Origin of the sequence: Winogradskyella wandonensis, assembly GCF_004346845.1 — a bacterium.
Lineage (GTDB): Bacteria > Bacteroidota > Bacteroidia > Flavobacteriales > Flavobacteriaceae > Winogradskyella > Winogradskyella wandonensis.
This window is the reverse complement of sequence record NZ_SMGI01000003.1, coordinates 298,688-318,423: the sequence shown is the minus strand read 5'-3', so window position 1 is coordinate 318,423 and position 19,736 is coordinate 298,688. Positions and strand designations below refer to the sequence as shown.

19 protein-coding genes are annotated in these 19,736 nt (G+C 35.0%); 11 read left to right on the top strand and 8 right to left on the bottom strand.

What is annotated here, in order from left to right; translation table 11 throughout:
- The first annotated feature begins 2 nt into the window (after positions 1-2).
- Positions 3-2,426: a T9SS type B sorting domain-containing protein gene (locus DFQ05_RS10770; protein WP_132705409.1), complete on the top strand. Its 2,424-nt coding sequence runs from the start codon at positions 3-5 to the stop codon at positions 2,424-2,426.
- A gap of 17 nt (positions 2,427-2,443) precedes the next feature.
- On the opposite strand, the gene DFQ05_RS10765 is transcribed toward DFQ05_RS10770, so the two are convergent.
- Genes DFQ05_RS10765 through DFQ05_RS10745 form a run of 5 tightly spaced genes read right to left on the bottom strand, consistent with a single transcriptional unit; the run spans position 2,444 to position 5,627 of the window.
- Positions 2,444-3,268, bottom strand: a complete 825-nt coding sequence (locus DFQ05_RS10765) for a TPM domain-containing protein (protein WP_132705408.1) — start codon at positions 3,266-3,268, stop codon at positions 2,444-2,446.
- Between the two features lie 8 nt (positions 3,269-3,276).
- Positions 3,277-3,714 carry a TPM domain-containing protein gene (locus DFQ05_RS10760; protein WP_132705407.1) on the bottom strand — a complete coding sequence of 146 codons (438 nt, stop codon included), beginning with the start codon at positions 3,712-3,714 and terminating at the stop codon, positions 3,277-3,279.
- A gap of 9 nt (positions 3,715-3,723) precedes the next feature.
- Positions 3,724-4,311 (bottom strand): LemA family protein, encoded by a 588-nt coding sequence (locus DFQ05_RS10755; protein WP_132705406.1) that lies wholly within the window; start codon positions 4,309-4,311, stop codon positions 3,724-3,726.
- Positions 4,312-4,322: 11 nt separating this feature from the next.
- A complete protein-coding gene (locus tag DFQ05_RS10750) occupies positions 4,323-4,652 on the bottom strand; it encodes a MerR family transcriptional regulator (protein ID WP_132705405.1) in 330 nt (109 codons plus the stop codon).
- Between the two features lie 3 nt (positions 4,653-4,655).
- On the bottom strand, positions 4,656-5,627 hold the full coding sequence (locus tag DFQ05_RS10745; protein ID WP_132705404.1) for a M23 family metallopeptidase: 972 nt from the start codon (positions 5,625-5,627) through the stop codon (positions 4,656-4,658).
- Positions 5,628-5,773: 146 nt separating this feature from the next.
- On the opposite strand from DFQ05_RS10745, the gene alaS reads away from it, so the two are divergent.
- The 6 genes from alaS to DFQ05_RS10715 all read left to right on the top strand — a co-directional run bounded on the left by alaS (position 5,774) and on the right by DFQ05_RS10715 (position 14,036).
- Entirely contained in the window at positions 5,774-8,389 is a 2,616-nt protein-coding gene (gene alaS / locus DFQ05_RS10740; protein ID WP_132705403.1) for an alanine--tRNA ligase, read from the top strand.
- Between the two features lie 7 nt (positions 8,390-8,396).
- Positions 8,397-9,356 carry a GSCFA domain-containing protein gene (locus DFQ05_RS10735; protein ID WP_132705402.1) on the top strand — a complete coding sequence of 320 codons (960 nt, stop codon included), beginning with the start codon at positions 8,397-8,399 and terminating at the stop codon, positions 9,354-9,356.
- Between the two features lie 54 nt (positions 9,357-9,410).
- Positions 9,411-10,133 (top strand): DUF6498-containing protein, encoded by a 723-nt coding sequence (locus DFQ05_RS10730; protein WP_132705401.1) that lies wholly within the window; start codon positions 9,411-9,413, stop codon positions 10,131-10,133.
- A gap of 83 nt (positions 10,134-10,216) precedes the next feature.
- Positions 10,217-11,296: a hypothetical protein gene (locus DFQ05_RS10725; RefSeq protein WP_132705400.1), complete on the top strand. Its 1,080-nt coding sequence runs from the start codon at positions 10,217-10,219 to the stop codon at positions 11,294-11,296.
- A 146-nt stretch (positions 11,297-11,442) separates the two neighbouring features.
- Positions 11,443-13,383 (top strand): tetratricopeptide repeat-containing sensor histidine kinase, encoded by a 1,941-nt coding sequence (locus DFQ05_RS10720; RefSeq protein ID WP_158281911.1) that lies wholly within the window; start codon positions 11,443-11,445, stop codon positions 13,381-13,383.
- A gap of 2 nt (positions 13,384-13,385) precedes the next feature.
- Positions 13,386-14,036 (top strand): response regulator, encoded by a 651-nt coding sequence (locus tag DFQ05_RS10715; RefSeq protein WP_132705398.1) that lies wholly within the window; start codon positions 13,386-13,388, stop codon positions 14,034-14,036.
- Here the strand turns inward: DFQ05_RS10715 and coaD are convergent.
- The 3 genes from coaD to DFQ05_RS10700 are packed head-to-tail and all read right to left on the bottom strand — an operon-like array spanning position 14,029 to position 16,171.
- On the bottom strand, positions 14,029-14,484 hold the full coding sequence (gene coaD / locus DFQ05_RS10710; protein WP_132705397.1) for a pantetheine-phosphate adenylyltransferase: 456 nt from the start codon (positions 14,482-14,484) through the stop codon (positions 14,029-14,031). The two genes, DFQ05_RS10715 and coaD, sit on opposite strands and share 8 nt — an antisense overlap.
- A gap of 57 nt (positions 14,485-14,541) precedes the next feature.
- Entirely contained in the window at positions 14,542-15,150 is a 609-nt protein-coding gene (locus tag DFQ05_RS10705) for a zinc-ribbon domain-containing protein (RefSeq protein WP_132705396.1), read from the bottom strand.
- Between the two features lie 43 nt (positions 15,151-15,193).
- Positions 15,194-16,171 (bottom strand): D-alanine--D-alanine ligase, encoded by a 978-nt coding sequence (locus DFQ05_RS10700; protein WP_132705395.1) that lies wholly within the window; start codon positions 16,169-16,171, stop codon positions 15,194-15,196.
- Positions 16,172-16,325: 154 nt separating this feature from the next.
- On the opposite strand from DFQ05_RS10700, the gene DFQ05_RS10695 reads away from it, so the two are divergent.
- The 4 genes from DFQ05_RS10695 (at position 16,326) to DFQ05_RS10680 (ending at position 19,534) form a co-directional block, all read left to right on the top strand.
- Complete coding sequence (locus DFQ05_RS10695; RefSeq protein WP_132705394.1) at positions 16,326-16,886, top strand: PASTA domain-containing protein; 561 nt, start codon at positions 16,326-16,328, stop codon at positions 16,884-16,886.
- Between the two features lie 3 nt (positions 16,887-16,889).
- Positions 16,890-17,921, top strand: a complete 1,032-nt coding sequence (locus DFQ05_RS10690) for an RluA family pseudouridine synthase (RefSeq protein ID WP_132705393.1) — start codon at positions 16,890-16,892, stop codon at positions 17,919-17,921.
- Positions 17,922-18,023: 102 nt separating this feature from the next.
- Positions 18,024-18,782, top strand: coding sequence for a peroxide stress protein YaaA (yaaA, locus tag DFQ05_RS10685; RefSeq protein ID WP_132705392.1), 759 nt, complete (start codon positions 18,024-18,026; stop codon positions 18,780-18,782).
- Positions 18,783-18,811: 29 nt separating this feature from the next.
- Positions 18,812-19,534 carry a hypothetical protein gene (locus DFQ05_RS10680; protein WP_132705391.1) on the top strand — a complete coding sequence of 241 codons (723 nt, stop codon included), beginning with the start codon at positions 18,812-18,814 and terminating at the stop codon, positions 19,532-19,534.
- Positions 19,535-19,736: the final 202 nt, after the last annotated feature.

The window sequence follows — 19,736 nt, the reverse complement described above, 5'->3', positions numbered from 1 at the left end:
CTATGATAAAATTAAAATATCTACTCGGCTTTCTATTTATGTTTGTTTGCCTTATTCTTAAGGCACAGAATTCTCCGCCAGAGATAACTGCCATTGGCAATCAAGATTATTGCAATAATACACCTATTTCTATTGTTACGAGTGTTAGTATTACAGACTCTGATGTTGCTGATACAACTCTAGATGAAATATCAATACAGATTTCTGAAGGCTACGTGCAAAATGCAGATGTCCTAGCACTCACTGGTTCACATCCAAATATAACGTGGACGTTCAGAATTGATGAAGGACGTTTAGTTATGGCTGGCCCAGCAACTTTCGCGGAGTTCGAAGCTGCGATATTGGCTGTAGAGTTTTCTACGACACAAACCGTTTTTACTTCGGATAGGCGCTTTTCTATTAATTTGGGTAATGCCAATTATTTACCCTCAACCCAACATTATTATTTTTACGTGTCTAGTCCAGGAATAACATGGCAAAATGCCCGAGCTGCCGCCGCATCTCAAACCTATTTTGGACTGCAAGGGTATTTAGCTACGCTGACGACCGAAGAGGAATCTCAATTAGCAGGAGAACAAAGCGCTGGTACAGGCTGGATTGGAGCATCGGATGAAGCTGTAGAAGGACAATGGAGATGGGTGACTGGACCAGAAGCAGGGACGCAATTTTGGCAAGGTGGTGTTACAGGAACACCGGTAAATGGCGAGTTTTCTTTTTGGAATAACAACGAACCTAATAACCTTGGAGATGAAGATTATGCACACATTACTGCGCCTGGTATTGGTTTGCCTGGCTCTTGGAACGATTTAGAACCCACAGGAAATCCTGACCCTAGTAATCCGTATCATCCTCAAGGGTATCTTGTTGAGTTTGGTGGTTTGCCGGGAGACCCTGACATTAATCTATCAGCATCCACAACTTTAAGAATGCCAAGATTAGAGGCGATGAATAGTCAAGCCTGTGAGCTGGAGCAAATAACACTATCTGTAATTACCAATACCGATGACGTAATTTGGTATTCTGATGCAGGATTAACAAATACTGTTAACTCTGGTGAAACTTATACAACCGTACTTTCTAATACAACAACCTTTTTTGTTTCAGGTAGCTTCTCTGGTTGTTCCGAAGAATTGGTAGAGACTATAACTGTAACTATTAATCCTTTACCAGATGCTAATGATATTAATATTCAGCAATGTGATGATGCCTCTGCAGATGGTATTTCTGTTTTCGAGTTAAATGCTTTTAGCGGTCTTATTGCCAATGGAAGTACAACAAACGTTGTTGAGTATTTTGAAGACTCTGCACTAACAACACCCATAAATGCTTTAAGTTATATAAATCAAGTTAACAATCAAATCGTGTATGCGAGAGTATTAAATCAATCTACGGGATGTTTGTCTGTTGCCGAAGTTACCTTAAGTGTTGCCTTGCCTTCTAATGAAATTTATGAACTGGACGTTTGCGATGATGAGGAGGAAGACGGTTTAACTGACTTTGATTTAGCATTATTGAACGATGAAATATTAATGGGTTTACCACCAACAGCTCAAGTTACCTATTTCGAAAGCTTTGATGATGCTTTGCTTAATGATAATCCTTTAGCGATTAATTACACCAATACAACACCAGAAAATCAAACAATTTTTGTAAGAATAACCGATGGTATAGCGTGTTTAGGCATAAACGAAGTTAATTTAATTGTAAATCCTTTGCCAGAATTATTACCAGACGAAATAGTTACTTATTGTTTAGACACATTTCCATCTAAAATTATTCTCGATAGCGGTATAGTAAACGATATCCCAAACAATTTTTATTACAACTGGTCTAACGGAGAAACGACCATTCAAATTCAAGTTAACGAACCAGGTAGTTATTGGGTTGATGTAACGGAAGTAGATGGTTGTACAAATAGAAGAAACATCGAAGTCGTACCGTCTAGCATAGCAGAATTTGATAGTATAGATGTTATTGATGCTGTTGAAAATAACACCGTAACTGTAGAAGTTTCTGGCGAAGGAGATTACGAGTTTTCGCTAATTTCAGAGAATGGACCTTATCAAGATTCTAATATATTTGAAAACGTAAATTCGGGTATCCAAACCGTATTTGTAAGAGATAAAAATGGGTGCGGTGTAGTTTCAGAATCATTTCCAGTAATTGGTTTTCCAAAGTTTTTTACGCCTAACGGAGACGCCAATAACGACTTTTGGACTATAGATGGGTTTAACGAAGAGTTTTTAGCTAATTCAACTGTCCAAATATTTAATCGTCATGGCAAATTATTAACGGTTTTATCCGCCCAGAATCCTTTTTGGGATGGTCGATACAATGGAAGAGATATGCCTTCAGACGACTATTGGTTTTCCGTTTCCCTACAAGATGGACGGCGTTTTACAAAACATTTTGCTTTAAAGCGTTAAGTCAATCGCTAATGGTATTACCAACCACCAGAAGCACCGCCACCGCCAAAGCCACCGCCACCGAAGCCACCGCCAAATCCTCCAGAACTTCCGCCGAAACCACCGAAGCCACCAGAAGATGAACCGCGTTTGTAGCTGCCACGTCCCATATTACTAAGTATTATAGCTTCTAAAAGGCTATCACCACCTGAGCGATAATTGCCACCACCATTAGTTCCACCGCCTTTATTTTTAATATTGGCGAGAACAATGATAAAAATGACAAAAAATAAGAACAGAATAAAGAAAAACACAAAAGGAAATGCGCCACTAGACGATGCCTTTCTTGTGCCTTTGTATTCTCCTGTAAGTACTTCGAAGATAGCATCTACACCGCGGTTAAGTCCGCCAGCATAATCGTTACGCTTAAAGTAGGGAATAATGTCACGCTCTACAATACGTCTGCTCAGAGCGTCTGTCAGGAGATGCTCAACCCCATATCCTGTATTTATAGCTATTCTTCGGTCGTTTTTTGCAAGAAGAATAAGGACACCATTGTCTTTATCTTTTTGTCCAATACCCCATTTCTCACCCCATTGGGCACCTAAGTAATTAATATTTTCGCCTTGGGTAGATGGAATGGTAATAACTACAATTTGCGTTGAGGTGGTATCGGAATATTTAACGAGTTTTTCTTCAAGATTTGTCTTTTCTACAGGTGAGAGCAGATTTACATAATCATAAACACTAGTTTGAAACTTCGGCACATCTGGAATCTCGTATTGTGCTTCAGCAATTTTAAAACCGAATATTAAAACAAATACCGTGAATAAAAATTTCCAACTTCCAACTTCCAACTTCATAACTATATTCATCCTTTAGAAATGCTATTATCGAGTTCGTTAGTATTTCCATGATACCACGGGAAGTGGTCGGATAATTCTTTGCCTGCCATTTGTATCCCTTCTATTAAGCCTTGAGCGAATTTTCCACTTTTAAAATGGTTAGCAATAGTATCTCGGGTAGTGTTCCAGAAATCTTTTCCAACCACATCATTTATGCCTTTATCACCATAGATAACAAATGCTTTTTTATCTACAGCAACGTAGATTAAAACACCATTTTGCGCCTTGGTATTGTCCATTTTTAAGTAATGAAAAACCTCCATTGCGTGCTCGTAAACATTAGTATCGCAATTCTGCTCAATGTGCACCCGTATCTCGCCAGAGGTGTTTTTCTCTGCCTCACGAATGGCATTAATAACAGCTTCTTCTTCAGACGCTGTTAGGAAGTTTTCAAGATTGGACATTTCAATCGTCTATTTAAAATCAAACTCTATGTCAGGTGCGTTTTCGCTTCCTGCATCAGCTTTGTAGTAACCTTTCTCGTCAAACCCTAGTATATTTGCAACAAATTTAGTTGGCATAGTGCGTACATACTTATTATAGGGTTCTACAGCTTCGTTAAAACGATCTCTAGCTACATTAATTCTATTTTCGGTACCTTCAAGTTGACTTTGTAATTCAAGAAAATTTTGATTTGCCTTCAATTCAGGATAACGCTCTACTGTTACTAACAAACTTTTTAATGCACCTGCCAATCCGCTCTGTGCTTGATTAAATTTTGCCAATTGTTCTGGAGTAATATTACTCGGGTCTATTGTCACAGATGTTGCTTTTGCTCGAGCATTTATTACAGCTTCTAGCGTACTCTTTTCAAAGTCAGCAGCGCCTTGTACCGTTTTTACTAAATTCCCGATAAGGTCATTACGTCTTTGATAACTACTTTCTACATTAGCCCAAGATTTGGTAACTGTCTCTTCTAAACTAACAGCTTTGTTATTTACGTTCATTGCCCAAAGTGCGACAAGCAAAATAAGAACTATTGGTACTATCCATTTTTTCATATTGATTGGTTTTAAAGTTGTGATTTTATTTTAATAAGCTTGGCTTTTATGCCTTCTAATTTAGAGATGATTTCGAAATTACTTAGCGCTTCTTTTTTCTCTTCTTTAATATGAATTTTTGCGCCTTCTAGCGTAAATCCGCGTTCTTTTACTAAATGATAAATAAATTTAAGATTTTTAATATCATCTGGGGTAAATTTTCGGTTACCCTTTGCATTTTTTTTTGGCTTTAGTACGTCGAACTCTTTTTCCCAAAAACGAATTAGTGATGTGTTGACGTTGAACGCTTTTGCCACCTCGCCAATACCATAATACCGTTTTTCTGGTAAATCAATATGCATAGTCTAGTCTAAGGATTGGTTTTCTAAAGATGCTTTTTGTAATAACTCACTAAATTCTGAAGCAGATAGATTTCCGTAGTAGAAGTTAATTGGATTAATTCGCTCACCATCCTTAAATATCTCGTAATGTAAATGTGGTGCTTCAGAGCGTCCTGTACTACCTACAAAACCAATAAGGTCACCTCGCTTGACACGCTGATTAATACGAACGTTGTACTTGTATAAGTGCGCGTACAAGGATACATAGCCGTAGCCATGGTCTATGCGTATATGCTTTCCGTAACCAGATGAACTGTTGTCCGCACGTTTTACTATGCCGTCACCAGAAGCATAAACGGGCGTGCCTCGGGGTGCTGTAAAGTCCATACCGTAATGAAACTTACGGACCTTAGTAAAGGGGTCTGTTCTGTAACCGTAACCAGATGCCATACGGGTTAAGTCATCATTATTAACTGGTTGTATGGCTGGTATAGCTTCTAATAATTTCTCTTTGTCTTTGGCGAGTATGGCAATCTCATCAAGAGATTTAGACTGAACAACAATCGCTTTTTCAAGTATATCTAAACGCTTGTTACTTTCTTTAATTAATTTAGAATTGTCAAAGCCTTCGAACTTTTTATATCGATTAATACCTCCAAAACCTGCACGACGTTGCTCTTCTGGGATTGGGTTTGCCTCAAAATAATGTCTGTAGATAGCATTATCACGCTCTTCAATATTTTCCAGCACTGCAATAGCATCGTCCATGCGCTTGTTTAATAAATCGTATTGCAATTGCATGTTCTCTAATTCGCGACTTAATTCACGTTCTTTAGGCGATTCAAAAAAGTAGCTACCAGCAACAACCATAAAGAAACCAAATAGGGCAGAAGCCAATAAAAAGGCAGCGATATACTTTAAAGTTCTTCGTTTTTTCCGACGAATAACTCTATACGAAAGTGTTTCTGGATCGTAATAGTATTTTACTTTAGCCATATCTTAAAATGTTCTATTTTTGTGCCGAACTAGAACAATATACAAATATAAAAATACTTTCGTACTAAAGCTATTTGAAAGGTTATCGGCCTAAAGGGATAACGCTTCAAATTAGATTAAATTTTAGGCGATAAAAATATACAAGCATGACCTCTAAAGACATCCGAAATACCTTTTTAGATTTTTTCAAAAAGAAAGACCATCTTATTGTTCCTTCGGCGCCGATGGTGGTTAAAAATGACCCAACATTGATGTTTGTTAATTCTGGCATGGCACCTTTTAAAGAGTATTTTTTGGGGAATTCGGAACCAAAGAAAAATAGAATTGCAGATACCCAAAAATGTTTAAGAGTTTCGGGTAAGCACAACGATTTAGAAGAGGTTGGTTACGATACCTATCATCATACGCTTTTTGAAATGTTGGGTAACTGGAGTTTTGGTGATTATTTTAAGAAAGAAGCCATAGCTTGGGCTTGGGAATTATTGACAGAAGCTCATGGTATAGATAAAGACATGCTTTATGTTACTGTTTTTGAAGGTAGCGATGATACTGATAACCTAAAAATGGACACCGAAGCTTATGACATTTGGAAACAATACATTTCTGAAGACCGTATCTTAAAAGGAAACAAAAAAGACAATTTTTGGGAAATGGGCGACCAAGGTCCTTGTGGTCCTTGTAGTGAGATACATGTTGATATCCGTTCGGCTGAGGAAAAAGCAAAAGTAGATGGTAAAACTTTGGTAAATATGGACCATCCTCAGGTTGTAGAAATCTGGAACTTGGTATTTATGCAATACAACCGTAAAGCCAATGGCAGTTTAGAAGTATTACCAAATAAGCATATCGATACCGGTATGGGCTTTGAGCGTTTATGCATGGTGCTTCAAGGTGTACAATCTAACTACGATACAGATGTGTTCACACCAATTATTCGCGAGATTGAAACGATAACAAATTCATCATATGGAAAAGACGAAAAAGTAGATATTGCTATCCGAGTTATTTCAGACCATGTTAGAGCAGTCGCTTTTTCAATAGCGGACGGACAATTACCTAGTAATACAGGTGCTGGATATGTGATAAGACGAATTTTAAGGCGTGCTATTCGCTACGGATTCACATTTTTAAATCAGAAAGAACCTTTTATTTATAAGTTAACAGAGACATTGAGTAACCAAATGGGAGATGCTTTTCCAGAATTGAAGTCTCAAGAGCGTTTGATTGAAAACGTCATTAAGGAAGAGGAAAACTCGTTCTTAAGGACGTTAGACCAAGGCTTATTGCTATTAGATAAAGTTATAGATGATTCAAAAGATAAGACGATTGACGGCGCAAAGGCCTTTGAACTTTATGATACGTATGGTTTCCCATTAGATTTAACCCAATTAATTGCTCGCGAAAAGGGCTACAGTGTTAATGAGGAAGGTTTTAATACCGAAATGCAGAAACAAAAAGACCGCTCGCGCGCGGCCTCTGCATCAGAAACCTCTGATTGGGTCATCCTTAAAGAAGACGATACGGAAGAATTTATTGGTTACGATACATTAACAGCAGATGTAAAGCTCACGAGGTATAGAAAAGTGACCTCAAAGAAAGATGGCGAGCATTACCAATTGGTGTTTAATATGACGCCTTTTTATCCGGAAGGTGGCGGACAAGTAGGTGATAAAGGTTACATAGAAGTACCTAATGGCGATGTTGTTTACATTACCGATACCAAAAAGGAAAACAACGTAATTATCCATATAACCAAAAATTTACCATCAGATTTAGATGATACTTTTAAGGCTGTGGTTAGCGATGAGCATAGACGTTTATCGGCAAGTAATCATACGGCAACACACTTATTACATCAGGCTTTAAGAACTATTCTCGGTACGCATGTTGAGCAGAAAGGGTCATTGGTAAAACCAGCGTCTTTACGTTTCGATTTTTCTCATTTTTCTAAAGTAGATGCAGACCAATTGCAAGACATCGAAGATTTTGTGAATGCCAGAATTAGAGAAAATCTAGAATTAGAAGAGTATCGCAATATTCCAATGCAACAAGCATTAGATAAAGGTGCAATTGCGCTTTTCGGGGAAAAATATGGCGATAGTGTTCGTGCTATAAAATTTGGGCAATCCATGGAACTCTGTGGAGGTACGCATGTGCGAAATACCGGTGATATCTGGTATTTTAAGATTAAATCTGAAAGTGCTATTGCGGCAGGCATACGCCGTATAGAAGCGATTACAAATGTAGCTGTTGGCGATTATTTTGAAGCTGTAGAAAAGCAGTTTGAGTCTATTAAAAGTGTTTTGAAAAACTCAAACGAGCCAGTAAAAGCCGCACAATCACTTCAAGATGAAAATGCTAGTCTTAAGAAACAGATTGAAGCCTTATTAAAAGACAAAGCTAAAAACCTTAAAGGCGAACTCAAAAATGAAATCACCGAAGTTAATGGTATTCAGTTTTTAGCAAAGAAAGTGGATTTAGATGCTGCAGGTATAAAAGACTTGTGTTTCGATTTGGGAAGTAATATGGATAATTTATTTCTCTTGTTTGGTAGTGAAGCAAACGGGAAAGCCATCTTATCTTGTTACATCTCAAAAGAGCTAGTAGCAGCCAAAGATTTAAATGCAGGAAACATTGTTAGAGAATTAGGTAAGCACATCCAAGGTGGCGGTGGCGGTCAGCCATTTTTTGCTACCGCAGGAGGTAAAAATCCTGCAGGTATTGTTGCAGCTCTAGATGCAGCAAAATCTTATATCGAATAGATTTATAATGAATCTTCAAACCAAAATCCCATTACAACCACAGCGTTTTAATCAAATTGATTATAGCTCAAAAGTGTTGTTGTTGGGGTCTTGTTTTTCTGAAAATATTGGGGAGAAGTTTCAGTATTTCAAATTTCAATCCTTGCAGAATCCGTTTGGTATTTTGTTTCAGCCTTTGGCGATAGAAAAACTAATCACTAATACCATAAACCAAAAAGAATATACGGAGCAGGATATCTTTTTTAATAACGAGCAATGGCATTGTTTTGATGCTCATTCGCGATTAAGCAATCCTTCAAAAGAAGAATTATTAGCTCAGTTAAATGAGAATATGAGTCAGACTCATAACTTCTTAAAAGAAGCATCTCATATCATTATCACTTTAGGAACCTCATGGGTTTACAGACATATTGAAACTGACCAAATTGTTGCCAATTGCCATAAAGTCCCTCAAAAGAAATTCTTAAAAGAGTTGCTTTCAGTTGATACTATTACAGAAAGTTTAGAGGCCAGTATAAGTTTAGTAAAATCTATAAACCCAAATGCCAACTTTATTTTTACGGTATCTCCCGTACGGCATATTAAGGACGGTTTTGTAGAAAATACCTTGAGCAAATCGCATTTAATTACAGCAATACATCAACTGCTGTCACTTCGAGCGGAGTCGAGAAGTCTCAGCTACTTTCCATCTTACGAAATTGTAATGGACGAACTCCGCGATTACCGATTTTACAAAGACGATATGTTGCATCCAAATCAATTGGCAATAGATTACATCTGGGAAAAGTTTACTTCGGTTTGGGTACATCAGAATTCTAAAGCTATAATGGACGAAGTTGATGCCATCCAAAAAGGATTAGCACATAGGCCTTTTAATCCTAATTCTGACGCGCAAAAAAAGTTTCTCAAAAAGCTTCAATCTAAAATAAAAGAATTACAAAAAGCACATCCTCAAATTCAATTTTAAAATTTACGATATTTTACGTAGTTAAAAATTTAGGCTATTGTATAATTTTATACAATGCTAAAAAGTGTTTTTATACCAAACAAAGCAAACAGTTACGCTTGGGTCAATTTGCTGTTTATCATCTTTTTGGTAGCAATTGATAAAATTGAAGCGCACGCTGTATTATTTGGTTATTTTTTAGAGACTATAATTATTGGTGTGTTCAATATCTTCAAAATGTATTTATGTAGAAATACGTATATTGAAGACAATGAGAAAAACGATAGCATTTGGTTTTTAATCCCATTTTTCGTGGTTCACTATGGTGGCTTTGTAGCAATTCAATCTATATTTCTCTTTGCGATTTTTTCAATTTCAGGCAATGGTTTTATTAAAGAGCCTTTTAACTTAATAGATAATTTTAATGCACTACTTCAATTAGAAGGCATGTTGTTAATGCTATTAGTTTTAACTGTTAGTCAATTGCTTAAGTTTTATTTCGACTTTTTAAAAATTGAAAAATTCCATCAATTTACAGCAAACGAAGTGATGTTTAAACCTTATCTACGTATTTTCATTCAGCAATTTGTAGTTATAATTGGTAGTTTTTTTATGATGCTTTCAGGCGCGCCAATTTTTGCCGCCATTTTATTGATTCTACTTCGTTTTGTTGTCGATTTTCTTCTGGTTGCTATAAGAGAAAATTCTCATGTTTTAGATTATTTAGTTAACAAACTTCACGACGGTAAAGTAGATAAAAGTACACTTCGTCGACAATTACTGCTTTTTTCAGAATAGAATATTAAATCAATTATACGCAGTTTGTCGTATAGTCTTACGCATATTTCTTTTTCAAATTTGTGATATCAAAACTTTATATCATGAAACAGACAAAACACATTTTAATTGCCTTAGCTTTAGTCTTAGTAGCAACAAGTTTAAAGGCTCAAACATTGGGAGAATACAAAGTAAATTTCGATAACTTTGGTATCAAACCTAAAAAAAACGCTCCAAAAAAAGTGTACATTAATAGTTTTAACGTTATGGTTGAAGTCTATCGCGAAGATGTAGACTATAAAGCTAAGCGGGAGTTTAGAGGAAAAGGTAGAGCAGAAGCAAAAGCCTCTGCAGCATTAGGGTTAAAAGGTGTAGATACTAATTTGCTCCAACAAGAAACAGACAAGTTATATTCAGAATTTATAAACGAACTTAAAACTAATGGTTTTGAGATTTTAGATGCCGCTGTTGCAAAAAACACAGATTATCATAATAAATCTAAAGAATTTAATGGGCCAATAGTTAGGGAAAGTGCTAATCCAGGTATGTTAGAAATTGTACCGACAGATTTTAGAGGTTTTACATCAGAAAAAAATGCATCGGGTAAAAAAAGTAATAAAAACGGATTGTTTCCCGGCATGAAAGGACTCGGCAAATTGGCAAAAAACACCAATATGTTGTCAAAACAACTAGATGATGCGATTGTTATCGATGTTAATTTGGCCTTAACTTGGAGTAAAACAGGTGGCAGTTGGTTAAAAGGTTTGGCTGGTGCTAATGCTAAGATTGAAACAAATTTGGCTCTAGGCTCTAAAGATGTCTCTGCCCCAAAGAAAAAAGGTTTACGTTTTAAAGGCGCTGAAGAATATTTTACCATACCAAATGATTTTACAGTAGCCCAAGGTAGCGGAATGAAAAAAGTGACTTGGAAAGGTTATCTAAAGAAGCCAATCTATATTAACGGTGTTTTAGATAACGTTAAAGTTGAGTCCGAAAATAAAGGAGAGATTGCAAAAACTTACGACGTTGGTAATTTGTACAGAGTTACGGAATGGAATAGCACCATATCCTCAAATGCTAAATTTGTTGAGGTCAACGGCGAAAAATTTGCTGAAGCACTTTATTTATCTGGTAAAACTTTTATGGATGAGCAATTAGAGTACTTGTTTGAAAAATATAAGTAGTTCTAAAAAAGTAGTTTAGTTTGTTAGTTAAACTTGAGATTGGGCACATCTTTGGGGGAAGATGTGCTTCAATTTGTTTTAAAAAAAAGGATATGGTAAAGTCAATAGTTTCATTTATTTTTATGAGAATTCCTAACAATTTCAATATGAAAAAGATACTGCTTTTTTTAGCGTTGACTTTGCCGCTATTAGTGGTTTCACAGAATTTAGATAGTCTTTACCAAGAGGCTAAAAAGATAAAGAATGATTCTACAAAACTATTTAAATACAATGCCATCGCTTTTAAATCTATTTTTAGCAATCCAGATAATGCTATAAAAATTATAAAGGAAGGTAAGACTATAGCTCAAGAAAAAAACGAAAATTACGGTCTTACAATTCTTACAAATACTCAGGGAATTTATTTCGATGTTACTGGAAAATCTGATTCTGCAAAACTATACTTCAAGAAAGCATTAAAGCTGAGTCAAGATTTTGGTTTTGAAGATGTGGCTGCTCGCTGCGTTAATAATTTAGGAATGGCTAATTGGAATTCAGGTGACTTTCAAACAGCATTAAATTATTTTTTTGAATCGTTAAAGATGGATGATGCTAAAGGTAATAGAAAATCTTCTGCATCTTCCCTAAACAACATTGGCTTGATTTATCAAGAAATGGGTTTAAATGAAAAAGCTTTAGAATATCACAGTCGTGCGCTAAAAATTCGACAAGAATTTAATATGAAAAATGCACAAATCGCCTCTTATAATAATATAGGAATCAACCTAAAAGAAATTAATAGACTTGACGAAGCAGAAGAAGCCTACAAGAAAGGTGTTGCACTTGCAAAAGCAGAAACCAACCTACTTGAATATTATAGGTTGCTAGAAAATTTAGCAAATGTTTACAACCTTCAAGATAAAAGTGATTTAGCTTTAAAAACATATCTCGAAATTATAAATCGTCCAAAAACAGAAGGTTCTGATAAAACACTTTTTTCAGTTTATAATAATATTACAGATTTATATAACGGACGCAACGAGCCAAAAAAGGCTATGATTTATATAAAAAAAGCATTAGAATTATTAAAACAATACCCGAGTTTAGAAAATTCAGTATCAGATTTTTATTTAAACAGTGCCGAAACTAATTTTCGCTTACAAAATTATAATATTGCACGCTCTCAGAAAAAGCTTTATGTTCAATTAAAAGACTCTATATTTTCAAATGAAATGGCAAAATCTATGGCAGATTTTGAAGTTAAATACGAAACAGAAAAGAAAGAACGCCAAATCCTTGAGCAACGTGCAAAAATTGCTGAGAATGAAGTCGTTATACAAAAACGAAACTACCAGATTTATGGTGCATTAGCATTAGCTTTAATTTTGGGTATTTTGGGCTATTTGTTTTATAACCAGCAACGTCTTAAAAACCAGCAACTCGAAAAAGAAAACCAACTCCGAGACGCTTTGGTAAAAATTGAAACTCAAAATAAATTACAGGAACAACGCTTACGAATTTCAAGAGATTTGCATGATAATATTGGCGCGCAACTTACATTTATTATTTCATCAATAGATAATCTTAAGTACGGTTTTAATATTGATGACAAAAAATTGAACAGCAAATTAGAAACCATTAGTAGTTTTGCTTCAAGTACAATTCGTGAGCTACGTGACACCATTTGGGCAATGAATAAAGACAGAATTTCTTTTGAAGATTTACAAATTAGAATTTCAAATTTTATTGATAAAGCCAATCTTTCGGATGCTGATATTGCGTTTTCATTTACAGTTGATAATTCGGTTGATACTTCAAAATCATTTACATCTGTTGAAGGCATGAATATTTATCGCGTTATTCAAGAAGCCATAAATAATAGCCTAAAATACGCTAAAGCCTCTGAAATTAGAGTAGAATTTTTTGAAGAGAATTCAAATTTGAAACTTAAAATTTTAGATAACGGAAACGGTTTTGATGTCAAGAAGACCACAGATGGCAATGGACTAAGCAATATGAAAAAACGTGCTGAAGAAATTAATGCCAATCTAACTATAAAGTCAGCTCCTGCAAATGGTACTCAAATTTCTTTAATTTTAAATAAATAATTATGAAAACGCGATTGGCCATAGCAGATGATAACTCTTTTTTAATCTCAGCAGTTAAAGAAAAGCTCTCATTTTTTGATGATTTAGAGGTCCGATTTACGGGTCTAAATGGCCAAGAAATAATCGATAAGCTTAAAGATAACTCAAACATCGACCTTATTTTAATGGACATTGAAATGCCAAACATGAATGGTATTGAAGCAACACAAGTCATAAAGCAGAAGTATCCACAGATAAAAATAATAATGCTTACAGTTTTTGATAACGACGAAAATATATTTAATGCTATTAAAGCAGGAGCAGATGGCTATTTGCTAAAAGAAATTAATGCAGGCGATTTACATTCGGGAATTATTGAGACTCTAAATGGTGGCGCAGCTATGAATCCGTCAATTGCTTTAAAAACCTTAAAACTTTTACGAAACCCTAGTTCTATAGAAAACATTTCGGAACAAGAAGAAATTAAACTCACAAACCGCGAAATAGATGTTTTAGAACAATTGGGCAAAGGCTTGAGTTACACTAAAATCGCAGAGAATTTAATCTTGTCAACAGGTACAATACGTAAACATATAGAGAATATTTACCGCAAACTACAAGTGCATAATAAGTTGGAAGCGGTGCAAAAGGCAAGGCGAAACAACCTTATTTAACTCTTACACTTTCAGGAACAAGTAAAGTATAGTCGCCATTATTTCTTATAACGTCTCGTACTATAGATGAGGATATATAAGAGGTCTTAGCGGCTGTTAATAAAAAGACAGTTTCAATTTTTGATAACTTTCTGTTGGTGTGCGCTATGGCTTTTTCAAACTCAAAATCTGCTGGGTTTCTTAGCCCACGAAGAATAAATTTAGCATCGATTTCCTTACAATAATCTACAGTTAAACCTTCGTAAGTAGTGACTTTAACTTTTGGGTGATTCTCAAAAGCTTTTTCGATAAACGCTTTACGTTCTTCAAGAGAGAACATATATTTTTTTTCGGCATTGATACCTATAGAAACCACAACTTCATCAAATAGTTTTATACCTCGTTTAATGATGTCATAGTGGCCGTTTGTTATAGGATCAAAAGACCCAGGAAATAGTGCACGTTTCATAGTTGTTATCTAAAAAGCCAGAATCACTTTAAAATTACATAAAGATACTGTAAATTATTAGTCTCTATCAATTTTAAAAATGACTTCATCTGCGTATAACTTTTGTATTTCTTCTAATTTAAAACCTTCTGTATTCTCTATTTTATAATTTGAAGATTTATCAATATCCTTTATACCAGATTTTTTATCGACTTCATAGTCATTAAAAATCACGAAAATACTATCGGCCTCTATGGCAGTAACTTTTGCAGTAGAATAAAAACCAGAATTAGAACCAGAAGTATGATAGACATCACCAACCTGAGGAGATTTTATATAAATAGCTTCATTTTCTTTGTCTTTGGCATTGGCATAAAATATCCACGCAAAAAGGGCTACAAGTATAGCAGAACCTGCAAAGTGTTTTAAAGGTATACCTCTGTGTTTCTCGAGTTCAAACTTTTGTTGTATTTGACTGGGTAATTCCTTTAGCTTATATGTTCGTTTACAGTTGTCACATTCTAATACATTGGTTTTGCCTAAAGGAAATACAGGAATCCAGTACAGATAAGCATACTTGCCAAATACGCTATAAGTCATAGATGTTTGTTTGTTGCAGTTAGGACATGTTACATTACTAAGTCTACCGTCTTTTAATCTAGACGCATTTGTTCCGTAAAAAATCATGGAAATTATTGATTGGTTAGTTAATAGGATTTAAATATAAAAATTATTTTTTCATTGCTTCTTTTATAGCGTTATCAAATAATTCTTCTAAAGTAATTCCTGCTGCAGCTGCCTGTTGCGGCAAAATGCTTTCTTTGGTAAGACCAGGAACGGTATTCATTTCTAGCAAATAAGGCTCGCCATCTTTAAAAATAAATTCGCTTCGGCTGAAGCCTTTCATTTTCAGTAACTCGTATATTTTTTTGGCTTCTCTTCGGACTTTTTCTTCGTAATCTTTTGAAATTCGTGCTGGTGTTATTTCCTGAGATTTACCTTCATATTTGGCTTGGTAATCGAAAAAATCGTTTTCAGAAACGATTTCTGTAATTGGTAAAACTATGGTTTCACCTTTATACGAAATTACACCAACAGAGACTTCAACACCATCTAAAAACTGCTCAATAATAATCTCATCGTCTTCTTTAAAAGACAGTTCAATAGCAGTTTTTAAATCTTCTTTTTTATACACTTTAGAAATACCAAAGCTACTTCCGGCTTTATTAGCCTTTACAAAACATGGCAAACCTACTTTTGCAACAATAGCATCTTCATCAATGGTATCTCCAAGGTTGAGGTAATAGCTTTCAGCCGTCTTAATTCCAAAAGGTTTTAATGTAGCTAGCAAATCACGTTTATTAAACGTTAATGCGGCTTGGTACATACTACAACTTGTATGTCGAATACCTAACAATTCAAAATAACCTTGCATAAAACCATCTTCACCTGGTGAACCATGTATGGCGTTAAAAACACAATCAAAAGTGATTTTTTTATTGTCAATTGACACTGAAAAATCATCTTTATTTATTGGGGTTTCATTGCCGTTTTCGTCAACATAAACCCATTTGTTCTTAAAGATATGAATAGAATAGGGCACATATTTATTACGGTCTAGAGTTTCGTAAACCACAGCACCACTTTTTAGCGAAATCTCATATTCACTCGAGTAGCCACCCATTATAATTGCAATGTTTTTCAACATACTAACCTTTTGAAATTGTAGTTATGTAAATGTATTACTATTTTTATTTTATCGCTAAAAATCGATTTGTAATTTATTAGCGTATATAAAAAGTAAATTTCAATAATTCAAAACACCTGTATTTTCATTAGTTTTGTGAACAATTTTTTATCGTATGAGTATCATCAAATTTTTAACAAGTAAAGTATTTTTTAAGCAATTGGCTTTGGCTGTCGTTGCCATCGTTGTATTTTGCTTTTTACTTTTAAAATGGCTTGACGTCACCACTAATAATGGCGAATTCGTTACAGTGCCAGACTTAAAAGGGAAGTCCTTAGAAACTGTAAAAATAGAACTAGATGATAACGATTTAGTAATGCAAGTACAAGATTCGTCTAACTTTAATCCCAATTATCCAAAATTTTCTGTAATAGAGCAAGACCCAGTTGCAGGAGCAAAAGTTAAAGAGAATCGCAAAATATATTTAACCCTCAATCCTTCTGGATATAGAAAAGTAGGTGTTCCAGATATTCTAAGAAAAACCTACAGACAAGCCAAACCTACTTTAGAGGCGCTTGGATTCAAAGTTGGCGAAAAAACGTATATAGATAATATCGGTAAAGATGTCGTTTTAGGCATAAAGCATAAAGGAAAAAACATTTCTATCGGAGACAAGTTACCGTTAACATCAACGATAGACTTAGTTTTAGGTAATGGTAAACGCGCTTCTAATTAAGCCATGGATACCACACCAGAACTTCCGCCTAATGACGAACTTTACGAGCATTATAAGTTTGTTGTAGAAAAAGGGCAACAGCCACTTCGTATAGATAAATATTTAATGAATTTTGTTGAGAACGCTACGCGTAACAAGATTCAAGCTGCGGCAAAAGATGGAAGTATCTTTGTTAACGATACACCTGTAAAATCTAATTACAAGGTTAAGCCAAATGATGTTATACGGGTGAAGTTTGAACATCCACCACATGAGCAGTTGCTTGTAGGCGAAGATATCGACATTGACATTATTTATGAAGACGACGATTTATTAGTGGTCAATAAACCCGCAGGAATGGTGGTGCATCCAGGTCACGGAAATTACTCGGGCACGTTGATTAATGCCCTTATTTTTCATTTTGAAAACTTACCCAAAAACTCAAGTGACCGTCCGGGATTGGTGCATCGTATAGATAAAGATACAAGCGGATTATTAGTAGTTGCAAAGACCGAAAACGCTATGAATCATTTGTCTAATCAGTTTGCTGAAAAAACATCAGAACGCGAATACGTAGCGATTGTTTGGGGAAATGTAAAAGAAGACGAAGGCACAATAGAAGGCAACATTGGTCGACATCCAAAAAATAGATTGCAGAATACCGTTTTCGAAGGAGATGAGGCTGATAAGGGTAAGCCAGCCGTAACACATTATAAGGTCATTGAGCGTTTGGGATATGTCACTTTGGTTAGTTGTAAACTAGAAACAGGTCGTACGCACCAAATCCGTGTGCACATGAAACATATAGGGCATACACTTTTTAACGATGAGCGCTATGGCGGCGATTTGGTTTTAAAAGGGACCACATTTACCAAATACAAACAGTTTGTAGATAATGCGTTTAAAGTATTACCAAGGCAAGCCCTACATGCCAAAACTTTAGGTTTTGAGCATCCTACCACAGGAGAATTTATGCGTTTTTCTACCGATATCCCAGACGATATGCAGCAGTGTATCGAAAAATGGAGACACTACGCTAAGCACGCTAAAGATTAGTAAGTCTATAGAAAGGACTTATACACCTATCAAAAAATCTTCTAGCAAAGTTTTCAAATTAGCAGTAATAGATTGTAAATTTGATATTGAAAAATTTGCAATATGAAACTCGTATTATCACCAGCTAAGTCTTTAGATTTCGAAAGTAAACTACCAACACCAAAAACTACTGAAAGTTGTTTCTTGGCTGAGGCAGAGCGCATTAATAAATTACTTAAAAAGAAGTCGCCTAAAGCTTTATCTGAGCTGATGCATATTTCTGATAATTTGGGGCAGCTTAATTACGAGCGTAACCAAGAGTGGTCGTTACCATTCACGCCAGATAATGCTAGACCTGCCATTTATGCATTTAACGGTGATGTCTATCGTGGTTTGGATGCGTATTCCATAGATACTAAAAAGTCGGATAAAGTTGAAGATACGGTGAGAATCATTTCAGGATTGTACGGTATTCTAAAACCACTAGATTTAATTCAGCCTTACCGATTAGAAATGGGAACAAAATTTCCTGTGGGTAAAAACAAAAACCTTTATGAGTTTTGGCGTAAAAAAGTCACTCAAGCTTTAAATGACGAGTTAGAAGATGACGAGCTATTCTTAAACTTAGCGAGTAACGAATATTTTAAAGCCATTGACACAAAAGCTTTAAAAGTGCCAGTAATCCACGTTAATTTTAAAGAATTCAAAAACGGCAAATATAAAACCATAGCCATTTTCGCCAAGTTAGCTCGTGGTTTAATGACACGCTACATAATTGATACGGATGCTAAAACCATAGACGATATCAAAGGCTTTAACTATGATAATTATGGGTTTAGTGAAGAATTATCTTCAGATAAGGAATTGGTTTTTGTGAGATAGTTTCTATATTTATGTATCAATATTAATCGATGCATTACTACTTACTCATTGCCCTTCAGGTATTTTGCCTTTATCATATTTATAAAAATCACAAACCCTATTACTGGTTCTTTGTGATTTTCTTTATTCCTATAGCAGGTGCTATATTTTATATTATTACACAGGTTTTAACCAATAATGATGTGAACACTATTCAAAAAGAAATCACATCTATTGTTAATCCGACCAAGAAAATAAAAGATCTTGAAAAGAAAATTGAATTTGCAGATACTTATGCTAACCGTATGGATTTGGCAGATGCGTATTTCGAGATTAAAGCCTATCAGAATGCCATTTCAAATTACGAAATTACGCTAAAAGACAAATCTCAAAATGCCTTGTACGCACATCAGCAGTTGGTGTTATGCTATTTTCAAATGAATGATTTTAATAAAGTCATTTCTCATGCTAATGAAATTAAAGATAAACCTGAATTTAAAGGTTCAAAACAGCAATTCTGCTATGGGCTTGCTTTAAGAGAAAAAGGCGATTTAGAGTTAGCAGAAAGAGAACTGAAAGCCATCGACAGACCTTATTCTAACTACAACGAACGCTTGGAATTAGCTAAATTTTATCTCGAAAACGATAGACGAGAAGCTGGTAAAGAAATCTTAAAGGATATCAGTAATGAAGCACAACATATGACAAAGCCCAACCGAAAATTATTCCGTCAAACGATTACTGAGGTTGAGCAATTGCTAAAAACATTGTAACGTATCTTTAAAAGCAAAATTCTTAGCCTTTTGCAATAAACATCTTAACAGAAAACCAAAGATATTAACTTGGAGCTTAGGACAAGTTTTACATGTTTGATATCATAATATCGAGAGTTTTTTTTAAGTGTTCGTTTAATAGTTAGTATAAGAAGAATAGGCGATTTCAAAGTAAAAAAACTCTATTAGAAACAAAGTTTGG